The sequence below is a fragment of the Streptosporangium sp. NBC_01810 genome, assembly GCF_035917355.1.
Lineage (GTDB): Bacteria > Actinomycetota > Actinomycetes > Streptosporangiales > Streptosporangiaceae > Streptosporangium.
In genome coordinates this window covers 3261357-3279041 of record NZ_CP109070.1, presented here as the reverse complement: position 1 = coordinate 3279041, position 17685 = coordinate 3261357, and the positions used below count along the sequence as shown (strand labels likewise).

The 17685-nt window shown below is 69.0% G+C and carries 18 protein-coding genes; 3 read left to right on the top strand and 15 right to left on the bottom strand.

Annotation, left to right across the window (positions count from 1 at the left end; all coding sequences use genetic code 11):
* Nucleotide 1 precedes the first annotated feature (1 nt).
* The 6 genes from OIE13_RS14695 to OIE13_RS14670 form a co-directional block, all read right to left on the bottom strand.
* The gene (locus OIE13_RS14695) at nt 2-637 is read right to left on the bottom strand and encodes a cysteine hydrolase family protein (RefSeq protein WP_326639341.1); all 636 of its coding nucleotides are present in this window, start codon (nt 635-637) and stop codon (nt 2-4) included.
* The gene (locus OIE13_RS14690) at nt 627-2027 is read right to left on the bottom strand and encodes a dihydroorotase (RefSeq protein ID WP_326639343.1); all 1401 of its coding nucleotides are present in this window, start codon (nt 2025-2027) and stop codon (nt 627-629) included. The genes OIE13_RS14695 and OIE13_RS14690 overlap by 11 nt, the downstream gene beginning before the upstream one ends.
* 84 nt (nt 2028-2111) lie before the next feature.
* Nucleotides 2112-3170 (bottom strand): ABC transporter substrate-binding protein, encoded by a 1059-nt coding sequence (locus OIE13_RS14685; protein WP_326639345.1) that lies wholly within the window; start codon nt 3168-3170, stop codon nt 2112-2114.
* Between the two features lie 96 nt (nt 3171-3266).
* On the bottom strand, nt 3267-4049 hold the full coding sequence (locus tag OIE13_RS14680; protein WP_326639347.1) for an ABC transporter ATP-binding protein: 783 nt from the start codon (nt 4047-4049) through the stop codon (nt 3267-3269).
* Nucleotides 4050-4077: 28 nt separating this feature from the next.
* Entirely contained in the window at nt 4078-4875 is a 798-nt protein-coding gene (locus OIE13_RS14675; protein ID WP_326639349.1) for an ABC transporter permease, read from the bottom strand.
* Nucleotides 4876-4982: 107 nt separating this feature from the next.
* Nucleotides 4983-5759 carry an ABC transporter permease gene (locus OIE13_RS14670; protein ID WP_326639350.1) on the bottom strand — a complete coding sequence of 259 codons (777 nt, stop codon included), beginning with the start codon at nt 5757-5759 and terminating at the stop codon, nt 4983-4985.
* 966 nt (nt 5760-6725) lie between these two features.
* Here OIE13_RS14670 and OIE13_RS14665 point away from each other — a divergent pair.
* Entirely contained in the window at nt 6726-7010 is a 285-nt protein-coding gene (locus OIE13_RS14665) for a DUF1540 domain-containing protein (protein WP_326639352.1), read from the top strand.
* A 12-nt stretch (nt 7011-7022) separates the two neighbouring features.
* Here OIE13_RS14665 and OIE13_RS14660 read toward each other — a convergent pair whose 3' ends face one another.
* From OIE13_RS14660 to OIE13_RS14650, 3 genes are all read right to left on the bottom strand, one after another.
* A complete protein-coding gene (locus OIE13_RS14660; RefSeq protein ID WP_326639354.1) occupies nt 7023-8465 on the bottom strand; it encodes an MFS transporter in 1443 nt (480 codons plus the stop codon).
* A gap of 265 nt (nt 8466-8730) precedes the next feature.
* Complete coding sequence (locus OIE13_RS14655; protein WP_326830290.1) at nt 8731-8895, bottom strand: M4 family metallopeptidase; 165 nt, start codon at nt 8893-8895, stop codon at nt 8731-8733.
* Between the two features lie 44 nt (nt 8896-8939).
* On the bottom strand, nt 8940-9482 hold the full coding sequence (locus tag OIE13_RS14650; protein ID WP_326830133.1) for a hypothetical protein: 543 nt from the start codon (nt 9480-9482) through the stop codon (nt 8940-8942).
* Nucleotides 9483-9732: 250 nt separating this feature from the next.
* On the opposite strand from OIE13_RS14650, the gene OIE13_RS14645 reads away from it, so the two are divergent.
* On the top strand, nt 9733-9891 hold the full coding sequence (locus OIE13_RS14645; RefSeq protein WP_326639358.1) for a hypothetical protein: 159 nt from the start codon (nt 9733-9735) through the stop codon (nt 9889-9891).
* Complete coding sequence (locus OIE13_RS14640; protein ID WP_326639360.1) at nt 9888-10895, top strand: MaoC family dehydratase; 1008 nt, start codon at nt 9888-9890, stop codon at nt 10893-10895. Before OIE13_RS14645 ends, OIE13_RS14640 begins: the two co-directional genes overlap by 4 nt.
* A 118-nt stretch (nt 10896-11013) precedes the next feature.
* Here the strand turns inward: OIE13_RS14640 and OIE13_RS14635 are convergent, their stop codons facing one another.
* The 6 genes from OIE13_RS14635 to OIE13_RS14610 form a co-directional block, all read right to left on the bottom strand.
* Entirely contained in the window at nt 11014-12180 is a 1167-nt protein-coding gene (locus OIE13_RS14635; protein WP_326639361.1) for a CaiB/BaiF CoA transferase family protein, read from the bottom strand.
* Between the two features lie 81 nt (nt 12181-12261).
* The gene (locus OIE13_RS14630) at nt 12262-12960 is read right to left on the bottom strand and encodes a TetR/AcrR family transcriptional regulator (protein WP_326639363.1); all 699 of its coding nucleotides are present in this window, start codon (nt 12958-12960) and stop codon (nt 12262-12264) included.
* A gap of 80 nt (nt 12961-13040) precedes the next feature.
* Nucleotides 13041-14198 carry an acyl-CoA dehydrogenase family protein gene (locus OIE13_RS14625; protein WP_326639364.1) on the bottom strand — a complete coding sequence of 386 codons (1158 nt, stop codon included), beginning with the start codon at nt 14196-14198 and terminating at the stop codon, nt 13041-13043.
* 167 nt (nt 14199-14365) lie between these two features.
* Nucleotides 14366-15520, bottom strand: coding sequence for an acyl-CoA dehydrogenase family protein (locus OIE13_RS14620; RefSeq protein WP_326830132.1), 1155 nt, complete (start codon nt 15518-15520; stop codon nt 14366-14368).
* A gap of 2 nt (nt 15521-15522) precedes the next feature.
* Nucleotides 15523-16677 (bottom strand): acetyl-CoA C-acetyltransferase, encoded by a 1155-nt coding sequence (locus OIE13_RS14615; protein ID WP_326639367.1) that lies wholly within the window; start codon nt 16675-16677, stop codon nt 15523-15525.
* 67 nt (nt 16678-16744) lie between these two features.
* Nucleotides 16745-17542, bottom strand: coding sequence for an SDR family NAD(P)-dependent oxidoreductase (locus OIE13_RS14610; RefSeq protein ID WP_326830131.1), 798 nt, complete (start codon nt 17540-17542; stop codon nt 16745-16747).
* Between the last annotated feature and the right edge of the window lie 143 nt (nt 17543-17685).

Genomic DNA, 17685 nt, shown 5'->3' with positions numbered 1-17685 from the left:
GTCAGGCGCCCAGTGCCCTGGTCAGGTCGGTCATGGTGGTCACCACGCCATGGAACCGGTCTATGCAGGCCAGGGTGGCGGCCTGGGCCGCGTCGTCGGAGTCCGCGACGCATTCGGCGGGCACGATGACGTCAAAGTCCCTGGCGTAGGCGTCACGGATGGTGGAGTCCACGCAGAAACTGGTGGTCGTCCCGGTCACCACCAGAACCTGCACCGCGCGCATGCGCAGCTCGCACTCCAGCGTGGTCGAGTAGAAGGCACTCGACCGGTGTTTGACGACGATCTCGTCCTCCGGGCGGCGGACCGCCTTCATCTCGTCGAGCAGTTCGGCGTCCCAGGTCCCGCGCCGGCAGAGTTCGAGCTTCACGCCGCGCCGCTCCAGATGGGACGGGATCCTGCGTCGCGTTCTTCCGGCGTCCTCGTTGTAGTGCACCTGCTGGGTGAACCAGACCGGGATGTCGAGCCGGTGCGCGAGGCCGACCATGTTGACGACGTTCGGGATGATCTCGCGTGGCCGGCGGACCGCGCCGGGGCCGAACGCCTTGCCTCGGGCGCCGTCGGGATGGCAGAAGCCGTTCTGCATGTCCACGACGAGAAGCCCGACGTCGGCCGGATCGAGTTGGGTCTCAAGCCGCATGCCAGTTCCTTCCCCCGCCGGCGTCCGCCGGGTTCTTCTCGACGATCTGACCGCTGCCCGGTTCGGCGAGCACCTTGCCGTCACGGAAGATCACCTCACCGCGCCGCATGGTGAGCACGGGCCAGCCCTTCAGCGGAGTCCCCTCGAACGCGCTCGGGAACTCGCTCTGCGTGACCTCGGGCCCGACCACGGCCTCCCGCTCCAGGTCGACCAGCACGAGGTCGGCGTCCGAGCCGACCTGCAGCGCGCCCTTGCGCGGGTAGAGGCCGAACAGCCGCGCCGGGTTGTAGGACATGGTCTCGGCGACCTTCTCCAGGGTGATCCGGCCGCGCAGGACGCCTTCGGTGAGGACGACCGGCAGCATCGTGGCCAGGCCGGCGAACCCCGGGGCCTCCTCCCAGAAACCGCGCCCGTTCTTGGCGATGGGCACGTGATCCGATCCGATGGTCGAGATCCAGCCCTCCCGGAGGCCGCGCCACAGCTCGGCCTGGTGGTCGTGGTCGCGCAGCGCGGGCGCCACCTTGCCCACGCCGGGGCCCTGGCAGGCCAGCCGCGCGTCGTCGGCGGTCAGCGCCAGGTAGTGCGGGCAGGTCTCCAGGACGACGGTGCGTCCCTTGCGGCGGGACTCCGCCGCCGCGTCGACCGCCATGCCCACAGTGGTGTGCGGCACGTAGAGCGGGCACTCCTGCAGGTCGGCCAGCCAGATCGCGCGCAGCAGGTCCTGCTCCTCGACGAAGGCCGGCCTGGACTCGGTGTACGCGGCCAGGTCGTTGCCACCGCGAGCCTTGACCTGGTGGGTCAGGTGGCTGACCAGTGAGTCGTCCTCGCAGTGGACCATGCACCAGCCGTAGGGCCCGAGCTCGCGGATGCGTTCCATCGCCGCGTAGAGCAGGGCGTCGTTCACCGTCACCAGCCCGATGGGATTTCCCGGCTCGTAGCCGCCCATGTAGAACTTGAAACTGGTGACGCCGAACTCGGCCGCGTACTCGGGGATCTGCTCGACCTGGTCCATCGTCCCGATGATGAAGTGGAACTGGGTGTCCACGATCATCCGGGAGCGGGCGAGTTCACGTTCGGCGGGGAACGTCTCGAAGAACGACGTGCCGCTGCGACGGTACTGCAGTACCGTCGTCACGCCGCCGATCGCCGCCGAGGCGGTCTCGGAGGCGAAGATCTCCGCCAGGGGCCGCCCTCCGCCGAGATGCACATGGGGGTCCACCAGGCCCGGCAGCACGTGCTTGCCGGCGCAGTCGATCACCTCCGCCGCCGCCGGCAGCGAGTCCTCGTCGCCGATCGCCACGATCCGCCCGTCTCGTACCGCGATGGCCGCCTCGACGACGCCCTGCGGCGTGACCAGCCGTCCACCCTTGACCAGGGTGTCCACTTTCATAGATCCTCACTTCTCCGGTGCTGCTCGGCCACGACCGGCGACGCCGGAACGATCCACGGGCGTCGCCGGATCACCACGTTCTCGTCAGCTCTTCTTGACGACGTAGGACGGTACGAAGGTGTCGGGCGTGGGCGGGTCGGGGAGCATGCCCTGGTCCTTCAGGAGCTGAGCCATCTGCTCAAGCGCGCTCGTGTCCACCTCGGCCAGGTACGGGTTCTCCTTGATGGTCTTGAGCATGCTCACCTCCTGCTTGCAGTGCGAGGACGACAGCGCGAAGCGCTCGTCCTGGTTCTCCGGCAGCTTGATCTGCTCGTTGGCCTCGATGAGCGCCGCCTGGAACCCCTTCATCGCCGGCTCCAGCGTCTTCGACTTCTCGGTCGTGGCCACGTAACCGGCGAAGACCAGCGACTTGCCGTTGCCGGCGGCGACGAACGGGTCGCCGAGTGACTTCAGGCCCAGCTCCGGCTTGAGGTTCTGCGCCGAGACCTGGGAGGCCGCGATCTTGCCGCTGGCCACCGCCGACGCCAGTTCGGCGAATGGCAGCGCCACGAACTTGACGGTCGACGGGTCGGCTCCCTTCGCCTTGAGCCAGGCGGTGGTGATGATCTGGTTGATCCCACCGACCTCGTTGACCCCGATGGTCTTGCCTTCGAGATCCTTCGCACTCGTGATCCCCGAGTCCTTGGAGATGGCGATCGAGTTGGTCCCGTCGTCCTCGGAGGTGGGGGTGCCGTACGCGGTCGCGATCCACTGCAGGCCGATGCCCCGTGAGATCGCGAGCATGGTCGAGAACGGGTTGGTGAAGGCGAGGTCGACGTCACCGCTCTGCAACGCGGTCAGACCGGCGGCTCCACCGGCCGACTTCACCAGCTCGATCTTCACGCCGTGCTTGGTGAACAGTTCCTTCTCCTGGGCCCAGTACACGGAGATCTCGTTGCACAGTCCCAGCGTGGTGAGCTTGAGCGTCTGCGGTCCGGTCGCCTCCGGCGAGGCGCCGGAGGTCTCCTCCGAGGTCGCCCCGCACGCGGTGACCAGAACCAGGGCACCGGCCAACGCCATGCCGCCGAGAGTCCGCCGGTGCCGGACGCGCCGAGTGATCGAATCTATCTCCACGATGTCTTCCTTCTTGGAACCGATAGCCATGGACAGAGCACACCCTCGCCGGTGTTGCGATAGCGGACCGGAGGCGGCCGGCGGCGGTTGAGCCGTGCCTTCTCCGGCCAGGAGTGGGGAAGAGGATCAGCCGACCTTCTGCGTGGCGCCGGGCCGCATCACGAGCTGGAACACCTGGCTGCGCAGGGCCGCGAAATCCGGGTCGAGCTTCGTCTCGACCTGGTCGCGTGGTTTGGGAAGGCTGACCGGGATGTCGTTGAGGATCCGCCCCGGGTTGGCGGCCATCACGACGACCCTGTCCGCGAGGTAGACGGCCTCGTCGATGTCGTGGGTCACGAACGCGATCGTGACCCGGTACTCGTCCCGTACCCGCAGCACGAGGTCCTCAAGGTCGGCGCGGGTCTGCGCGTCCACCGCCGCGAACGGCTCGTCCATCAGCATGACGGTGGGCTCGACGACCAGGGCGCGGGCGATGGCGACCCGCTGCTGCATGCCGCCGGACATCTGGTACGGATACAGGTTGCCCGATCCCGGCAGGCCCACCGACTCCAGGGCGTGCTCGACCCGGTGCCCCAGCTCGGCTTTGGGCAGCTTGTAGGCCGCCGCCGCCATCGTCAGGTTGCGCCGTACGGTCATCCACGGGAACAGCGACCGGCTGTAGTCCTGGAACACCACGGAAAGCCCCATCGGCGGCCCGTCCACGACCTTCTCGCCGAGCGTCACCGTGCCCGAACTCGGCCGCAGCAGTCCAGCCATGATCATCAGGAGGGTGGACTTACCGCATCCGGACGGTCCCACGATCGACACGAGTTCCTGCGAGCCGACGGTCATCGCCGCACCCGTCAACGCGACGCGAGCGCCGGAACCGTTCCCGTAGGTCTTGCTGACGGAATCTACCCGCAGGTCCATCGGGTTCCTCTCGTGGTCGGCGCCGGCATCACAGATCCGCCATGCCGGAGCGGCGCTCCCAGCGCAGTACGCGCCGTTCGATGAGCGTGAAAATCGAATTGAGCAGGATCCCGATCAGGCCGACGAGGACGAAGGCGGACCACATGTCGGCGTACAGGAAGTTGTTTCCGGCGACCACGATCTGGTAGCCGAGCCCGACCGTCGTGGCGTAGAGCTCTGAGATGATCATCAGGATCAGGCCGGTGCCGAGGCTGACGCGCAGGCCCGTCATGATCCGTGGCATCGCGGCCGGGATTATCACCCGCCGGTAGTGGGTCCAGCGGCCGAGTTGGAGGCTGCGCGCACTGCGCAGCCACATCGGGTCGACCCCCGCGACCCCGTCGGCGGTATTGATCATGATGATCCAGACGGTGCCGAGGAAGACGAGAGAGATGTTCATCTGCGAGGTGACGCCGAAGAGCTGCACCGCGATCGGCAGCAACATCGTGCTCGGGACGGCGATGAAGAAGCGAACCGTCGGGTTGTACATGCTCGACGCGATGGGACTGCGCCCGAGCAGCACCCCCACGGCCGTGCCGACGAGAACCGAGAGCGACCATCCCGCGGCGAACCGGCCGAGACTGATGCCGGCCTGTTCGAGGAGCAGGTCCGACATGAAGAGCTTCCCGGGATCCGAGGAGAGCCAGAGGGTTCCGAAGTTGGCCAGGACCTCGCTGAGCGGAGGGAAGAACACCGACGGCCGGAGCCGGGCGTAGACCTCCCAGATCAGGAGCACCAGGGCGACGAGCCAGCCACTCGACAGCGCACGCGGTACGGCGAGAACCACCTGCCGCAGTGTGATACCTTTTTTACGCACATCGGCGGTTTGAGTGGTTTGTTGAGGTGTGTCGACGGCCCGGGGGGGCTGTTCTACGATCTGAGGCTTCATGGCGTTCATGTCGTCTGGCCGGCGGGGGCCCATTTGACCAGGCGACGCTCACCGCGGACCATGAGGCCGAACAACACCGCTCCGAAGACGCCGAGGAGTAGTACGCCGGCGTACACGACGTCGGGCCGGAATGCCTGCGTGTACTGGACGAGCACGGTTCCCACTCCCGTTCGAGCTCCCAGCAGCTCGGTGCTGATGATGACGATCAGGCCGACGCCGGTGGCGATGCGGATGCCGGTGAGGATCGAGGGAATGGCGCTGGGCAGGATGACGAACACCTGGCGGCGCCACCAGGGCCAGCGCATCGATCGGGCCGCGTCGATGCGCATCGGTTCGGTCGCCGCGACACCGTAGACGGTGTTGATCAGAATGGGCCAGAAGATCGCGTAGAAGGCGATCGCGATCTTCATTTGCGAGCCCAGCCCGAAGAGCACGATCCCGACCGGGATGAGCGCGGTGGCGGGCACCGACCGGAACGTGTTCACCGCCACGCTGGTCGGGCGTCGGAGAAAAGGAATGCTGCTCGTCACGAGCCCGATCGAGACGGCAGCGAGGGAGCCGAGGACGACCGTCGTCATCCAGCTCGTCACGGTGTCGGCCGCGCCGCTCAGGAAGTCGGCGTCGGTAAGCAAGGTCGGCAGCGCTCGCAGGACGGCCAGTGGCTGCGGAATGGACGCCTCGGAAACGAGGCCAACTGAGATGATCAGTTGCCATCCGATAAGCAGGCTGGCGCTGCCAAGAAGCGCGAGAGCTACGCTGTGAAGTCTGTTTTTGCTGGTCAAGTGCCCTCCTTCCATAATTGATCTTGGTTGGCGGCGTGCTCGAAAATCTAGGCGAGCGCCTTAAGGCGTGTCAAGTATGCGGGATGCCGTCTCGCATACCGAAAAATTAACTTCTTCTCGCTTTTTGGGGCCGACGCCCGTGCGGAGGAGCCCCGGTGGCGTGGAGCCCGGGACGCCCCGAGCCGTCGCGGGTCCGGCGTGCCGGCCGGCCGCCGGAGACGGGGGACATTGACCCATCGGATGACGGGAGTTCGCCGAAAGCGGTCAATCGTCGCACGAAAACGAATTCGGCATCGGGGGTCCCGGCGGCGGGCGATGCGGAATGCCGTCGATTCTCATTTCGGGTGGACATGGCCGGTCAAATAGCATGACCAGAAAATTCATGAGCGTTTTTCGCCCTGGTAAGGAATGTGCGCCATCAATGTGGCGGCGCCGGTGAATTCGGGGCCGACCGTTCTTCGCGGAGAGGCGTTGCCCGGGGGAGCCTTATGTGGACTCGGTCTCGAAACTGAACCCGCATGGCGTTTGACATGGGAGGACTCCGGTGACCCATCATGATCGCCAGCCGTCGGGGGTGCCTGGCGCGACCTCGGGACTCGTAAGTCGCTGATCGAATCGGTGGGGCCTGACGGCCGTTTTCCGGGCCGGGGCGGGTGTCGTTCGGCACGCTGCTCTCCCGATCGCGAAGGTCCGCCGGAAGCCGCTCTTGGAGAAGCCTTGGAGCCCGGATGGGCGTGACGGTGATCCGGGCGCGGTACTAAACCGGATAGTCCGCGTGCTGGAACGGGGACCGTGTCATGTCCGACTCGTGAGTGCAGGAAAACCATGATGAGGACCTGACGGCCCAAGTGCCGGCCGGACGCGTTGGCATCGCCGCGCGGTGACACCGAACAGACCGTTGGGCGACAGGCCCCGACGGTGGCTGGTCGCGTCCGGGGCCGGCCCGAGTCCTAGGAGAGGTCGGCCATGAAGATGCCCGCAGTCAACGAGTGCCAGGTCGACGCGTGCGCCTACAACGCGGAACACGTCTGCCACGCGCTGGCCATCACGGTCGGCAACAGTCATCACGCGGAGTGTGAGACCTTCTTCAAGGTCGACGTGAAGGGCGGCGACCCCGCCGCCACCGGCCGCGTCGGCGCCTGCAAGATGTCCGACTGCCAGCACAACGTCCAGTACGAATGCCAGGCCTCCGGCATCGTCGTCGGCTACGCGCAGAAGGACATCGACTGCCTCACCTACGCGCCCGCCTGACCGCCCTCGCTCTCAGCGGAGCCCGGCACGCCGGGCGGTGACCACGTCGACGACGGCCACGACCAGCGAGACCAGTACGAAGGCGATGGCGACCAGCAGCGAGTGCTGGAACGCCATCGCGTAGTCGCCGTGGGAGGAGGCGACCTCGGCGAAGAAGGCCGAGCCGATCGCCGCGATGCCGATGGCCGTGCCGATCCGCTGCCCCGTCTGGAGCACCCCGCCGGCGGTGCCGGCCATGGCGACCGGCACCTCCGACAGGGCCAGCGTCTGGTTGGGGGAGATCACCAGGCCGCTGCCCACGCCGGCGAGGAGCAGCGGCAGCGCGATGGCCCAGGCCACGTGCTCGCCGGGGACCAGCCGTACGGCGAGCACCGTGACGCCCAGCGCGGCCGCGACCAGCAGCAGCCCCCACACCACCAGTGGCCGGCCCAGCCGGGTGACGATCCGGCCGCCCAGCGCGGCGGCCACGGCCGATCCCGCCGCGAAGGGTGTGGTCGCCAGCCCTGCCTCCAGGGCCGAGTAGTGCAGGCCGTTCTGCAGGTACAGGGTGAGAATGAAGAAGATCGCGGTAAAGCCGGCGAAGTAGAGCGTCCCGAGCAGGGCACCGAGCGCGTACGAACGCCTGCGGAACAGGGACAGGTCGACGACCGGCTGGCGGCGCCGCCCGTACCGGCGCTCCCAGGCCACGAAGGCGGCGATCACGACGAGCCCGGCGAGCAGCGTCGGCCACTTTCCCGCGCCCTGCCGCTGCTGCCCCTCGACGAACGGCAGGAGCACCAGCACGACGCCGAGGGCGAGCAGCAGCACGCCCACCGGGTCCATGCTCTCCCGGGGCCGTCTCCCACGCGCGGGGGGCCGGATGTAGCGGTACGCCAGGACCACGGCCAGGACGCCGATCGGCACGTTGACGTAGAAGACGAGGCGCCACGCGTCGGGACCCCCGCCGAGCTGGATGAGCGCCCCGCCGAGCAGCGGGCCGATCGCGGTCGAGACGCCGATGACGGTGCCCAGCATCCCGAACGCCCGGCCCCGCTCCGCTCCCCGGAAGAGCTGCTGGATCAATCCGCTGACCTGCGGATTCAACACCCCGCCCGCCATCCCCTGGATGAGTCTCGCGATGACCAGCAACGTCGGGTCCCCGGCCATCCCGGCCGCCGCGCTGGACAGGGTGAACAGGACGACGCCGAGGACGAACGCGTTGCGCCGGCCGTGCATGTCGCCGAACCGCCCGGCGGGGACCAACGCCAGCCCGAAGGTGAGCGCGTATCCCGACACCACCCACTGCAGGTCGCTCTGCGGGGCGTCCAGCCCGCTGCGGATGGCGGGCAGCGCCACGTTGACGATGCTGACGTCCAGCAGGGTCATGAAGCCGGCGACGAGGCAGACGGTCAGTGCCTTCCAGCGGCGCGGGTCGGCCCCCTCCTGGTCCTTCAGGGCCGTCGCCTCGCCGCTCATCCGGTCGCGCGGTGCAGGGAGGCCACGGCCCGAGTGGCACCCGGACCGCGGTCAGCAGATCTTCCCCTCCCGCTGTGCCCCGGTTCTCCGGACGGTACGGGTGGCCGGCCGAGGACCATCATGCCGCCCCCGTTCTCCGCCTGGCTGCTCCATCTTTCAGCAGCGCATATCTACCCCTTTCGGATATTCAAATCACAGTCCGGGCCCCGGCGACTCGCCGGGGCCCGGACCCTGGCTTATCGTCGGAGCCGGGAGTCGCCCGGTGCTACGGGCACGTCACCTCACCGCTCGCGAGCGGGACGTTCACCGCGGTCCAGGCGGCCTTGACCGCGTTGACCTCGACGCAGCCGCTCGGGAAGAGCGCCTTGGCGGCGGCCACGGTGGCCTGCCGCGCCTTGGCGTGCGTCCACGGTGCGGTCTTGGTGTTCAGCCCGGCCTGGAAGATCTGGCCGGCCTTCTGGATGCCGATGCCGGTCAGGGGCGTCGGGCCGGAGCAGACGGTGCTGGCCGGCTTGCCGACACGAGCAACCGAGGGGTGCTCACGCTCTCCACGACGGACACGTGCGCGCGGGCGGTGGCGGTCGCCGCGGCGGCGTCCACCTTGCTCGTGACGTCGACCGTGATCCTGGACTGCTGGCCCGAGCTCACGGACCCGACCAGCTCGCCGGCCCGGTCGGTGGACACGATCACGTCACCGCCGTAGACCGGCAGCCCACGGTAGGTGCGCGCGTAGGTCAGGTGCTGCAGGCCCTGGGCGCCGGAGACGTTGGCGGTCAGGGTGAACTTCTCGTTCTGCCCCTTGAGGAGGGCTTCCGACCTCATGGCGACGGTGGCGTTGGCCGTGGTCACGGTGCGGTGGCGCGCCTCCGCGTTCGGCGGTGCGTACGGCGGAGGGTCGGCGGAGACGGTGCGGGCGGCGATGTCCGCCGGTGCGGACGCGGCGCTCACCGCGGTGGGGGTGATCAGGGCGGTGACGGCCAGTACGGCCACGGCGCCCAGCTTGGCCTTCGGATTCACTGGGGGGGGGGTGACTCCTCTCGGTGTCCCTTGGGGGTGGGAGGGATACACGGAGCCCTGAGAGTCAGGGCTACCCCAAAGCTGACACCGAGCGAGGCAGACGAATACCTCACAAAGTTCCATACCGTCGTGGTATGGGTGGCCGCGCGTATCGGGAGACACGGCTCACCGGCGCGGGCAACCCTCTCTCCGTGCGCCTCGCATTTAACCTAATATAAATTAAGCAAGGACGTGGAGGCAGAGCCGCGCCGTGTTCACCCCGGGTGAGGACGAGGTCGCCCAGGCTCGCGCGGTGCTCGGCGCGTTGCGGGAGACCGGGGCGGGCGCCGTGGAACCGGACGGAAAGATGATCGACGAAGCGGTGGCGGCCAGGCGGGTCCTGACGCGAGCAGAGGGAGCGAACCGATGACGGTGACCGTGGAAGGCCCGTACTTTGACGAGCTGACGGTCGGGCAGGTGTTCGACGGCGCGCCCGGAGTCACCCTCACCGCCGGGCATGCCGCGGCACACCAGGCGATCGTCGGTGACCGGCTCAGGCTCCCCCTCGACGCCGATCTCTGCCGGGACGTCACGAAAGGGGAGCCGCCGGCCCATCCGGCGCTGGTCTGGGACGTGGCGATCGGCCAGTCCACCCTGGTCACCCACCACGTCAAGGCGAACCTGTTCTACCGGGGCCTGGTCTTCCGCCGGATGCCCCTGCTCGGCGACACCCTGCGCACCTCCACACAGGTGGTGGCGCTGCGCCAGAACCGGGCGAAGCCGGGCCGCCGGCCGACCGGGCTGGCGGTGCTCCGGATCACCACCGTGGACCAGGCCGGACGCCCGGTGCTGGACTTCTGGCGCTGCGCGATGCTGCCGCTGCGCGACCCCGAGGCGCTGACCGGTCACCAGGCCGATCTCGACTCGGTGGGCGTGGCCGTCACCGACGAGGACCTCGCCGAGACGGTGACCGGGATGCTGGCGGGCTGGCGGCTAGACCGCTTCAGGGAACGGGTCGCGGGCCGGCACTTCGCCGGCGTCGCCGAGGGCGAGAGGCTTCGGGTGGGTGGGGGAGACGTGGTGTCCGGTGCTCCGGAACTGGCCAGGCTCACCCTCAACGTGGCGCAGGTGCATCACGACGTGCGGGCCGCGGCCGAGCGGCGGCTGGTGTACGGCGGGCACACCGTCGGCCTCGCGCTGTCCCAGGCCAGCCGGGCACTGCCGAACCTGGTCACGGTCGTGGCCTGGGACGGCTGCGACCACGTCGGCCCGGTCCACGAGGGCGACACGCTCTCCAGCGAGGTGGTGGTCGAGCGCCGCCAGGCGCTGCCGGGAGGCGGCGGGCTGGTCCGTCTCCGCTCGCTCGTCCAGGTGGTGGGCGGTGACGGGCCGCGGGACGTCCTTGACTGGCGTTACGTCGCGGTCATGGCGTAGGGGCGCGCTCCCCTGCGCCATGACCGCGACACCCGGGACCGGTGAACCCGCGAGGGGTCGCCGGTCCCGCCGCGTCCGGGGCCGGCCGCCTCGCTCGGGAGGCGGCCGGCCGGGAAACCTAGGTCCTGTCCTTCGCGTCGTCGGTGGGGACCTGCACCGCCGCTCCGGACTCGATCAGGGCCGCGGCGTCGACGCCCCAGGCGCCGAGCACCTCCACGGTGTGCCGGCCCGGCACCGGAGGGGGTGTGCCGAGGGCGGTGGGGGTCAGGGAGAAGCGGGGCGCGGGCGCGGGTTGCAGCAGCCCGTCGTGCTCCACGATGGAGCCGCGCGCTCTGATGTGCGGATGGTTCGCGGCTTCGCGCAGGCTCACCACCGGTGCCACGCAGGCGTCGGACTCGGCGAAGATCGCCGACCACTCGGCCTGGCTCCGGTCGGCGAAGGCGGCCGCGATCCGGGCACGCAACTCGGGCCAGCGGCTCCGATCGTGCTGCTTGCGGGGGTCCTCGTCGAGGCCGAGTCCGGCGAGCAACTCGACGTAGAACTTGGGCTCAAGGGCACCGACGGCCATGTGCCGGCCGTCGGAGGTCTCGTACACGGAGTAGAACGGCGCGCCGCCGTCAAGGAGGTTGGCGCCGCGCTCGTCCGTCCAGGCGCCGGTGGCCATGATCATGTGCGTTCCGGCCAGCAGGTGCGCGGTGCCGTCGACGATCGCGGCGTCGACGACCTGACCGCGCCCGGTGCGGTCCGCCTCGCGCAACGCGGCGAGCACTCCGATCACGAGGTAGTTGCCGCCCCCGCCGAAGTCACCGAGCAGGTTGAGCGGGATCTGCGGCGGCCCGCCCGCCTCGCCGATGGCGTGCAGGGCGCCGGTCAGCGCGATGTAGCCGATGTCGTGACCCGCCGTCTGTGCCAACGGGCCGTCCTGTCCCCAACCGGTCATCCGGCCGTACACCAGCCGGGGATTGCGCGCGTGGCAGACGTCGGGGCCCAGCCCCAGTCGCTCGGCGACCCCCGGCCGGTACCCCTCGATCAGCACGTCGGCCTCGGCGGCCATGGCCAGTACGGCCTCCACCGCCTGTGGCTGTTTGAGATCGAGGAGGATGGACTTCTTGCCCCGGTTCAGCAGATCGAGTTGTTCGGCTCCGGGGAAGAACCCGCTGCCTCCCGGCCGGTCGACGCGCACGACCTCGGCCCCCAGGTCGGCCAGCGCCATCCCGGCGAACGGGGCCGGCCCGATCCCGGCGAGTTCCAGTACTTTGACTCCGGACAGTGGCCCGCCACTCATCACGACTCCAGGTGATCATGCAGATATTATCTAATCAATATTAGATAATAAGCGGATGGCGTGCTGCCGGCTGCCCGGGGGTCAGGAGGTGCGCTGAGTCGGATTCCGCCGGGGGCGGGGGGTGGTTTCCTCGGTTGGCTGGTCCGGCGGTGTGGTGCTGAGGCCGTGGCGGATGAGGGACTGGGCGGTGCGGACGACGGCTTCGAAGGTGTCGCGTTTGGGGTTCCACCATTCGGCGGCCCAGTTGAGGGCGCCGACGACGAGGAGGTGGGCGACGCGCAGGTCGAGGTCGGGGCGGAGCTGGCCGGCGTTGTCGAGGGCGCGGAAGAGGTCGCGCCAGAGTTTGCCGTATCCGGCCTCTTCGGCGAGTTGGCGGGTGCGGAGGTCTTCGGGGATCTGGCCGGAGTTGCGGATCAGGGCGGTGGCGAAGTCGGAGAGTTCGAGTTCGACGTGCAGGTGGGCTTCGACGGCGGCGCAGATGCGGTCCATCGGGGTGGTGTCGGCGGGGAGTGCGTCGAGGACCTGGGTGACGTGTTGGCGGACGCGTTGGGCGCCGGTCCACATGACCTCTTCGATCAGTTCTTCGCGGGATCCGAAGTAGTAGTAGATCGCCGGTGCCTGGAGCTGTGCCTGGTCGGCGATGTCACCGAGTCGTGTCCCTGAGTAGCCCTTACGGCTGAGGACGTGCGCCGCCGCGTCGAGAATCCGCTCGCGGGTACGGCTGGACTTCGGGCCGGCGCCGTCTTTCGAGACGGACCTGTTTCTGGCTTTACTGGGCACCGATCGATCATACGGGTGGGTTCCTTCGCCCGCCGGGACCACTCGTCGGCGGCCCCGGCGGCTCGAGAGGTGCTCTTCGGTCAAAGATCCAGACCTCCCCTGCTGACGAGCTGTGCCGCGATGACGTTGCGCTGGATCTCGTTGGTGCCCTCGCCGACGATCATGAGCGGGGCGTCGCGGAAGTAGCGTTCGACGTCGAACTCGGTGGAGTAGCCGTATCCGCCGTGGATGCGCACGGCGTTGAGCGCGATCTCCATCGCGGTTTCCGAGGCGAAGAGCTTGGCCATGCCGGCTTCCAGGTCACAGCGCTGCCCGGTGTCGGCGCGCTCGGCGGCGTGCAGGACCAGCTGGCGCGCCGCGGTGAGCTTGGTGGCCATGTCCGCGAGGTAGTTGCCGATGGACTGGTGCTTCCAGATCGGCTTGCCGAAGCTCTCGCGCTCCTGGGCGTAGCGCAGGGCGTCCTCGAACGCGGCCCGGCCCACACCGAGGGCGCGGGAGGCGACCTGGATGCGGCCGGTCTCCAGCCCCTTCATCATCTGCGCGAACCCGCGGCCCTCGACGCCGCCGAGCACCGCGGAGGCGGGGGCGCGGTAGCCGTCGAAGGAGAGCTCGCAGCTCTCCACGCCCTTGTAGCCGAGCTTGGGCAGGTCACGGGAGACGGTGAGGCCGGGCCCGTGCTCGACGAGCAGGATGCTCATGCCGCTGTGCGCGGGTTTCGCGGCCGGGTCGGTCTTGCAGAGCAGCGCGATGAGCTGGGAGCGGCGGGAGTTGGTGATCCAGGTCTTGGCGCCGTTGACCACGTACCCGTCGCCCTCTCGCCGGGCGACGGTGGTCATGGCCTGCAGGTCGGAGCCGCCGACCGGCTCGGTGAGCGCCATCGTGGCGCGGACCTCGCCGGTGGCCATCCGGGGCAGGTAGTGTTGCCGCTGCTCCTCGGTGCCGAAGGTGGCGATGAGCTTCGCGACCACCGTGTGGCCGCCCATGGCCCCGGCCAGGCTCATCCAGCCGCGGGCGAGCTCCTCGGTGACCATGACGTAACAGGCGGTGGAGACCAGCACGTCGCCGTAGGGTTCGGGGACGGCGAGCCCGAAGATGCCGAGCTGCTTCATCTGCTCGATCAGTCTCTCCGGATACTCGTTGGCGTGCTCCAGTTCGCGGACGACGGGCCGGACCTCCCGGTCGACGAACTCCCGTACGGTCGCCACGACCGCCTGCTCCTCCTCGGACAGCGCTGTCACTTCGGTTCCTCTCGTGTACGGCCGGCCCGCGTGGGTTCGGGCCGGCTACTCTCCTTTATCTTAATATAGATTAAAAAACTAGGGCGGCATCCTCCGGGGAAACCGGGATGCGAGGCCCCGGCCGAGAGGTGGATCCGCAGCGTAGGCGAAGATCCACAAAACGCGCCCTATGGCCGTGCCGCGAGGTCCCGGCCGATGATCTCCTTCATGATCTCGGTGGTGCCACCGTAGATGGTCTGGACCCGGGTGTCGACGAAGGCCCGGGCGACCGGGTACTCCAGCATGTAGCCGTAACCGCCGTGCAACTGCAGGCACTGGTCGACGACGCGCTTCTGCAGCTCGCTGATCCACCACTTTCCCTTGGCCGCGTCCACGGCCGTCAGCTCTCCCGCGTTGTAGGCGAGCACGCACTTGTCGGTGTAGGCCTCGGCGATGTCCAGCTCGGTGGCCATCTCCGCCAGCGCGAAGCGGGTGGCCTGGAAGTCGCCGATCCGCTTGCCGAAGGCCTCTCGCTGGAAGCAGTATTCCCTGGTCATCTCGTAGACGGCCCGGGCGCCCGTGATGGACTGTGCGATGATCCCCAGCCGTTCACGGGCCAGATGGCTCATCAGGTACCGCAGCCCTTGTCCCTCGACGCCCAGCAGGTTGGCATCCGGCACCCGGACGTCCTCGAAGAACAGCTCCGCGGTGTCCTGGCCATGCAAGCCGATCTTTTCGAGCCTGCGGCCTCGGGTAAAGCCGGGCATCCCGTCCTCGACCACGAACAGGCTGAACCCACGCGAGCCCCCCTCCGGGTCGGTCCGGGCGGCGACGATCACCAGGTCCGCGGTGATGCCGCTGCTGATGAACGTCTTCTGCCCGGTGAGCACCCAGGAGTCACCGTCGCGGCGGGCGGAGGTCCGAATGCCCTGCAGGTCGCTGCCGGTGCCCGGCTCGGTCATCGCCAGCGCGCCGATCACGTCGCCACCGGCGAACCCGGGCAGCCAGCGCCGCTTCTGCTCCTCGGTGGTGAGGTCAAGCAGGTAGTGCAGGACCAGGTCGTCCTGGAGCCCCAGGGTGACGGTAAAGGTCGTCGCCTGGGCTCGGGCCACCTCCTCGCACACCACCATGCGGTAGCGGTAGTCGCTCACCCCGGCGCCGCCGTACTCCTCGGGGACCTCCAGGCCTGCGATGCCCTGCGCACGGGCGGCGGCGAGAACCCTCCGATCGATGCTGTGCTCCTCCTCCCACCGGAGGTAGTGGGGGATCACCTCGCGGGCCAGGAACTCCCGTACGGTCTGCCGGTACTGCTCGTGGTCGTCGGTGTAGAGATCGCGTCGCATCCTCAGCCCAGCCGTTCGATGACGGTGACGTTGGCCTGGCCACCGCCCTCGCACATGGTCTGCAGACCGTACCGGCCGCCGGTGCGCTCCAGCTCGTGCAGCAGCGTGGTCATGATGCGGGCGCCGGATGCGCCGATCGGGTGGCCCAGAGCGATGGCGCCGCCGTTGACGTTCACCCGTGCGGGATCGGCGCCGATGTGCTTCTGCCAGGCCAGCACCACGCTGGCGAACGCCTCGTTGACCTCGGCCAGGTCGATGTCGCCGATGGTGAGGCCGGCCTTGCTCAGCGCGTGCTCGGTGGCGGGAAGTGGGGCGACCAGCAGATTCACCGGGCTGGCGCCGCGCACTGCCAGGTGGTGGATCCGGGCTCGGGGCACGAGACCGTAGGCGCGGACGGCCCGCTCGGAGGCGATCAGCAGTGCTGCGGAGGCGTCGGAGATCTGGCTGGAGACCGCCGCGGTCAAGCGGCCGCCGTCGGTCAGGGGCTTGAGCCCGGCCATCTTCTCCAGCGAGGTGTCCGCGCGAGGGCCCTCGTCGTGCTCGACGCCCTCGTACACCAGGATCTCGCGGTCGAAGCGGCCCTCCTGACGGGCCGTGAGGGCGCGCCGGTGGCTCTCGAGGGCGAACTCCTCCATGTCCTGGCGGGAGAAGCCCCATTCCTCCGCGATCATCTCGGCGCTGCGGAACTGGGAGATCTCCTGGTTGCCGTAACGCTCCTCCCAGCCCTTGCAGCCGGTCCACGGGTCGACCGCGCCGTACGGCTCGCCGACGGTGAACGACGACAGGAGGGGGTACTGGCTCATCTGCTGCACGCCGCCGGCGATGATCAGGTCCGAGGTGCCGCTCATCACCGCCTGGGCGGCGAAGTGCACGGCCTGCTGCGACGATCCGCACTGCCGGTCGATGGTCACGCCGGGAACCGACTCGGGCAGCCCGGCGGCGAGCGCCGCGGTGCGGGCGATGTCGCCGGCCTGCCCGCCGATGGCGTCCAGGCAGCCGTACACGACGTCGTCGATCGTCTCCGGGTCGATGTCGTTGCGCTCCACCAGGGCGCGGATCGGTGCGGCGCCCAGGTCGGCGGGGTGGACGGCGGCGAATCCGCCGCGGCGCCGGCCGGTGGCGGTCCTGACGGCGTCGACTATGTAGGCCTCGGGCATTTCTTTCCTCCATGGAACGAGCGGATGGTGCGGGTCCGGGTAGACAGTGGGCGGAGGGGCACGCGGCTCAGGGCATCGCGTAGCCCCCGCTGACCGAGATCACTTGCCCGGTGACCTGGCGGGCGGCCGCCGGTGAGGCGAGCCAGAGAACGGTGCCGGCGATGTCCTGAGCCGTGGTCAGCCGGCGCAGTGGGGTGGCCTTGAGCATGTATTCGACCTGCCGGTCGTTGAAGATCGCATCCTGACCACCCGCCCACAGGCTGGTGGCGCCGACGGCCTCGGGCCCCTCGGGGATGACCAGGCCGGGGCAGACCACGTTGGAGCGGATACCGTGCCGGCCGTGCTCCTTGGCGGTCGTCCTGGCCAGGGCGAGGATCCCCGCCTTGGAGGCCCCGTAGACGGCCTGCCTGATCTCGCCGAACGCGGCGTCGCTGGCAATGTACACCAGGGCCCCTGCGCCTGCCTCGCGCATCGGCACGAGCACGGCCTGGGTGCATTCGATCGCCGCGAAGAGGTTGACCTCGAAGGTGCGTTGCCACTGTGCCCGGTCGGTGTGCTCGGCGACGAAGCCGGGGATGCTGATGCCCGCGTTGTTCACCATGACGTCGATGCCGCCCCAGGCGTCCAGTACCCGGTCGACGGCGCGGGTGGCCGCTCCCGCCTCGGCCAGATCGGCCTGCACCACCTCGGCCGCGGCGGCTCCGCGTTCCAGTGCCTCGCCGCGGACCCTGTCGGCCTGGTCCCCGTCGAGGTCGCAGACGGCGATCCGCGCGCCCTCGGCGGCGAACCCGTGCACGATGCCCCGCCCGATGTTGGAGGCGCCGCCGGTCACCAGAACCCGAGCGCCGGTGAGAGCAAGATCCATATGTTGCCGCGGTCCTTTGCGCTGGGGCCGGATGTTCTCCGACCGGATGGGCCGAGGCCGCTCCGGGTCGTGACAGGACCCCGGCCTTGAAGTCGAATTATTATCTAATCTAGATTAGAACAGATGGTTGGTGCGGAGGCATC

What these genes read in the sequence shown, in the direction of transcription:
- OIE13_RS14640 (WP_326639360.1), top strand. Translation starts at nt 9,888, where the DNA reads ATGACGGTGACCGTGGAAGGCCCGTACTTTGACGAGCTGACGGTCGGG.
- OIE13_RS14660 (WP_326639354.1), bottom strand. Translation starts at nt 8,465, where the DNA reads ATGAGCGGCGAGGCGACGGCCCTGAAGGACCAGGAGGGGGCCGACCCG.
- OIE13_RS14615 (WP_326639367.1), bottom strand. Translation starts at nt 16,677, where the DNA reads ATGCCCGAGGCCTACATAGTCGACGCCGTCAGGACCGCCACCGGCCGG.
- OIE13_RS14695 (WP_326639341.1), bottom strand. Translation starts at nt 637, where the DNA reads ATGCGGCTTGAGACCCAACTCGATCCGGCCGACGTCGGGCTTCTCGTC.
- OIE13_RS14685 (WP_326639345.1), bottom strand. Translation starts at nt 3,170, where the DNA reads ATGGCTATCGGTTCCAAGAAGGAAGACATCGTGGAGATAGATTCGATC.
- OIE13_RS14620 (WP_326830132.1), bottom strand. Translation starts at nt 15,520, where the DNA reads ATGCGACGCGATCTCTACACCGACGACCACGAGCAGTACCGGCAGACC.
- OIE13_RS14635 (WP_326639361.1), bottom strand. Translation starts at nt 12,180, where the DNA reads ATGAGTGGCGGGCCACTGTCCGGAGTCAAAGTACTGGAACTCGCCGGG.
- OIE13_RS14680 (WP_326639347.1), bottom strand. Translation starts at nt 4,049, where the DNA reads ATGGACCTGCGGGTAGATTCCGTCAGCAAGACCTACGGGAACGGTTCC.
- OIE13_RS14690 (WP_326639343.1), bottom strand. Translation starts at nt 2,027, where the DNA reads ATGAAAGTGGACACCCTGGTCAAGGGTGGACGGCTGGTCACGCCGCAG.
- OIE13_RS14610 (WP_326830131.1), bottom strand. Translation starts at nt 17,542, where the DNA reads ATGGATCTTGCTCTCACCGGCGCTCGGGTTCTGGTGACCGGCGGCGCC.
- OIE13_RS14665 (WP_326639352.1), top strand. Translation starts at nt 6,726, where the DNA reads ATGAAGATGCCCGCAGTCAACGAGTGCCAGGTCGACGCGTGCGCCTAC.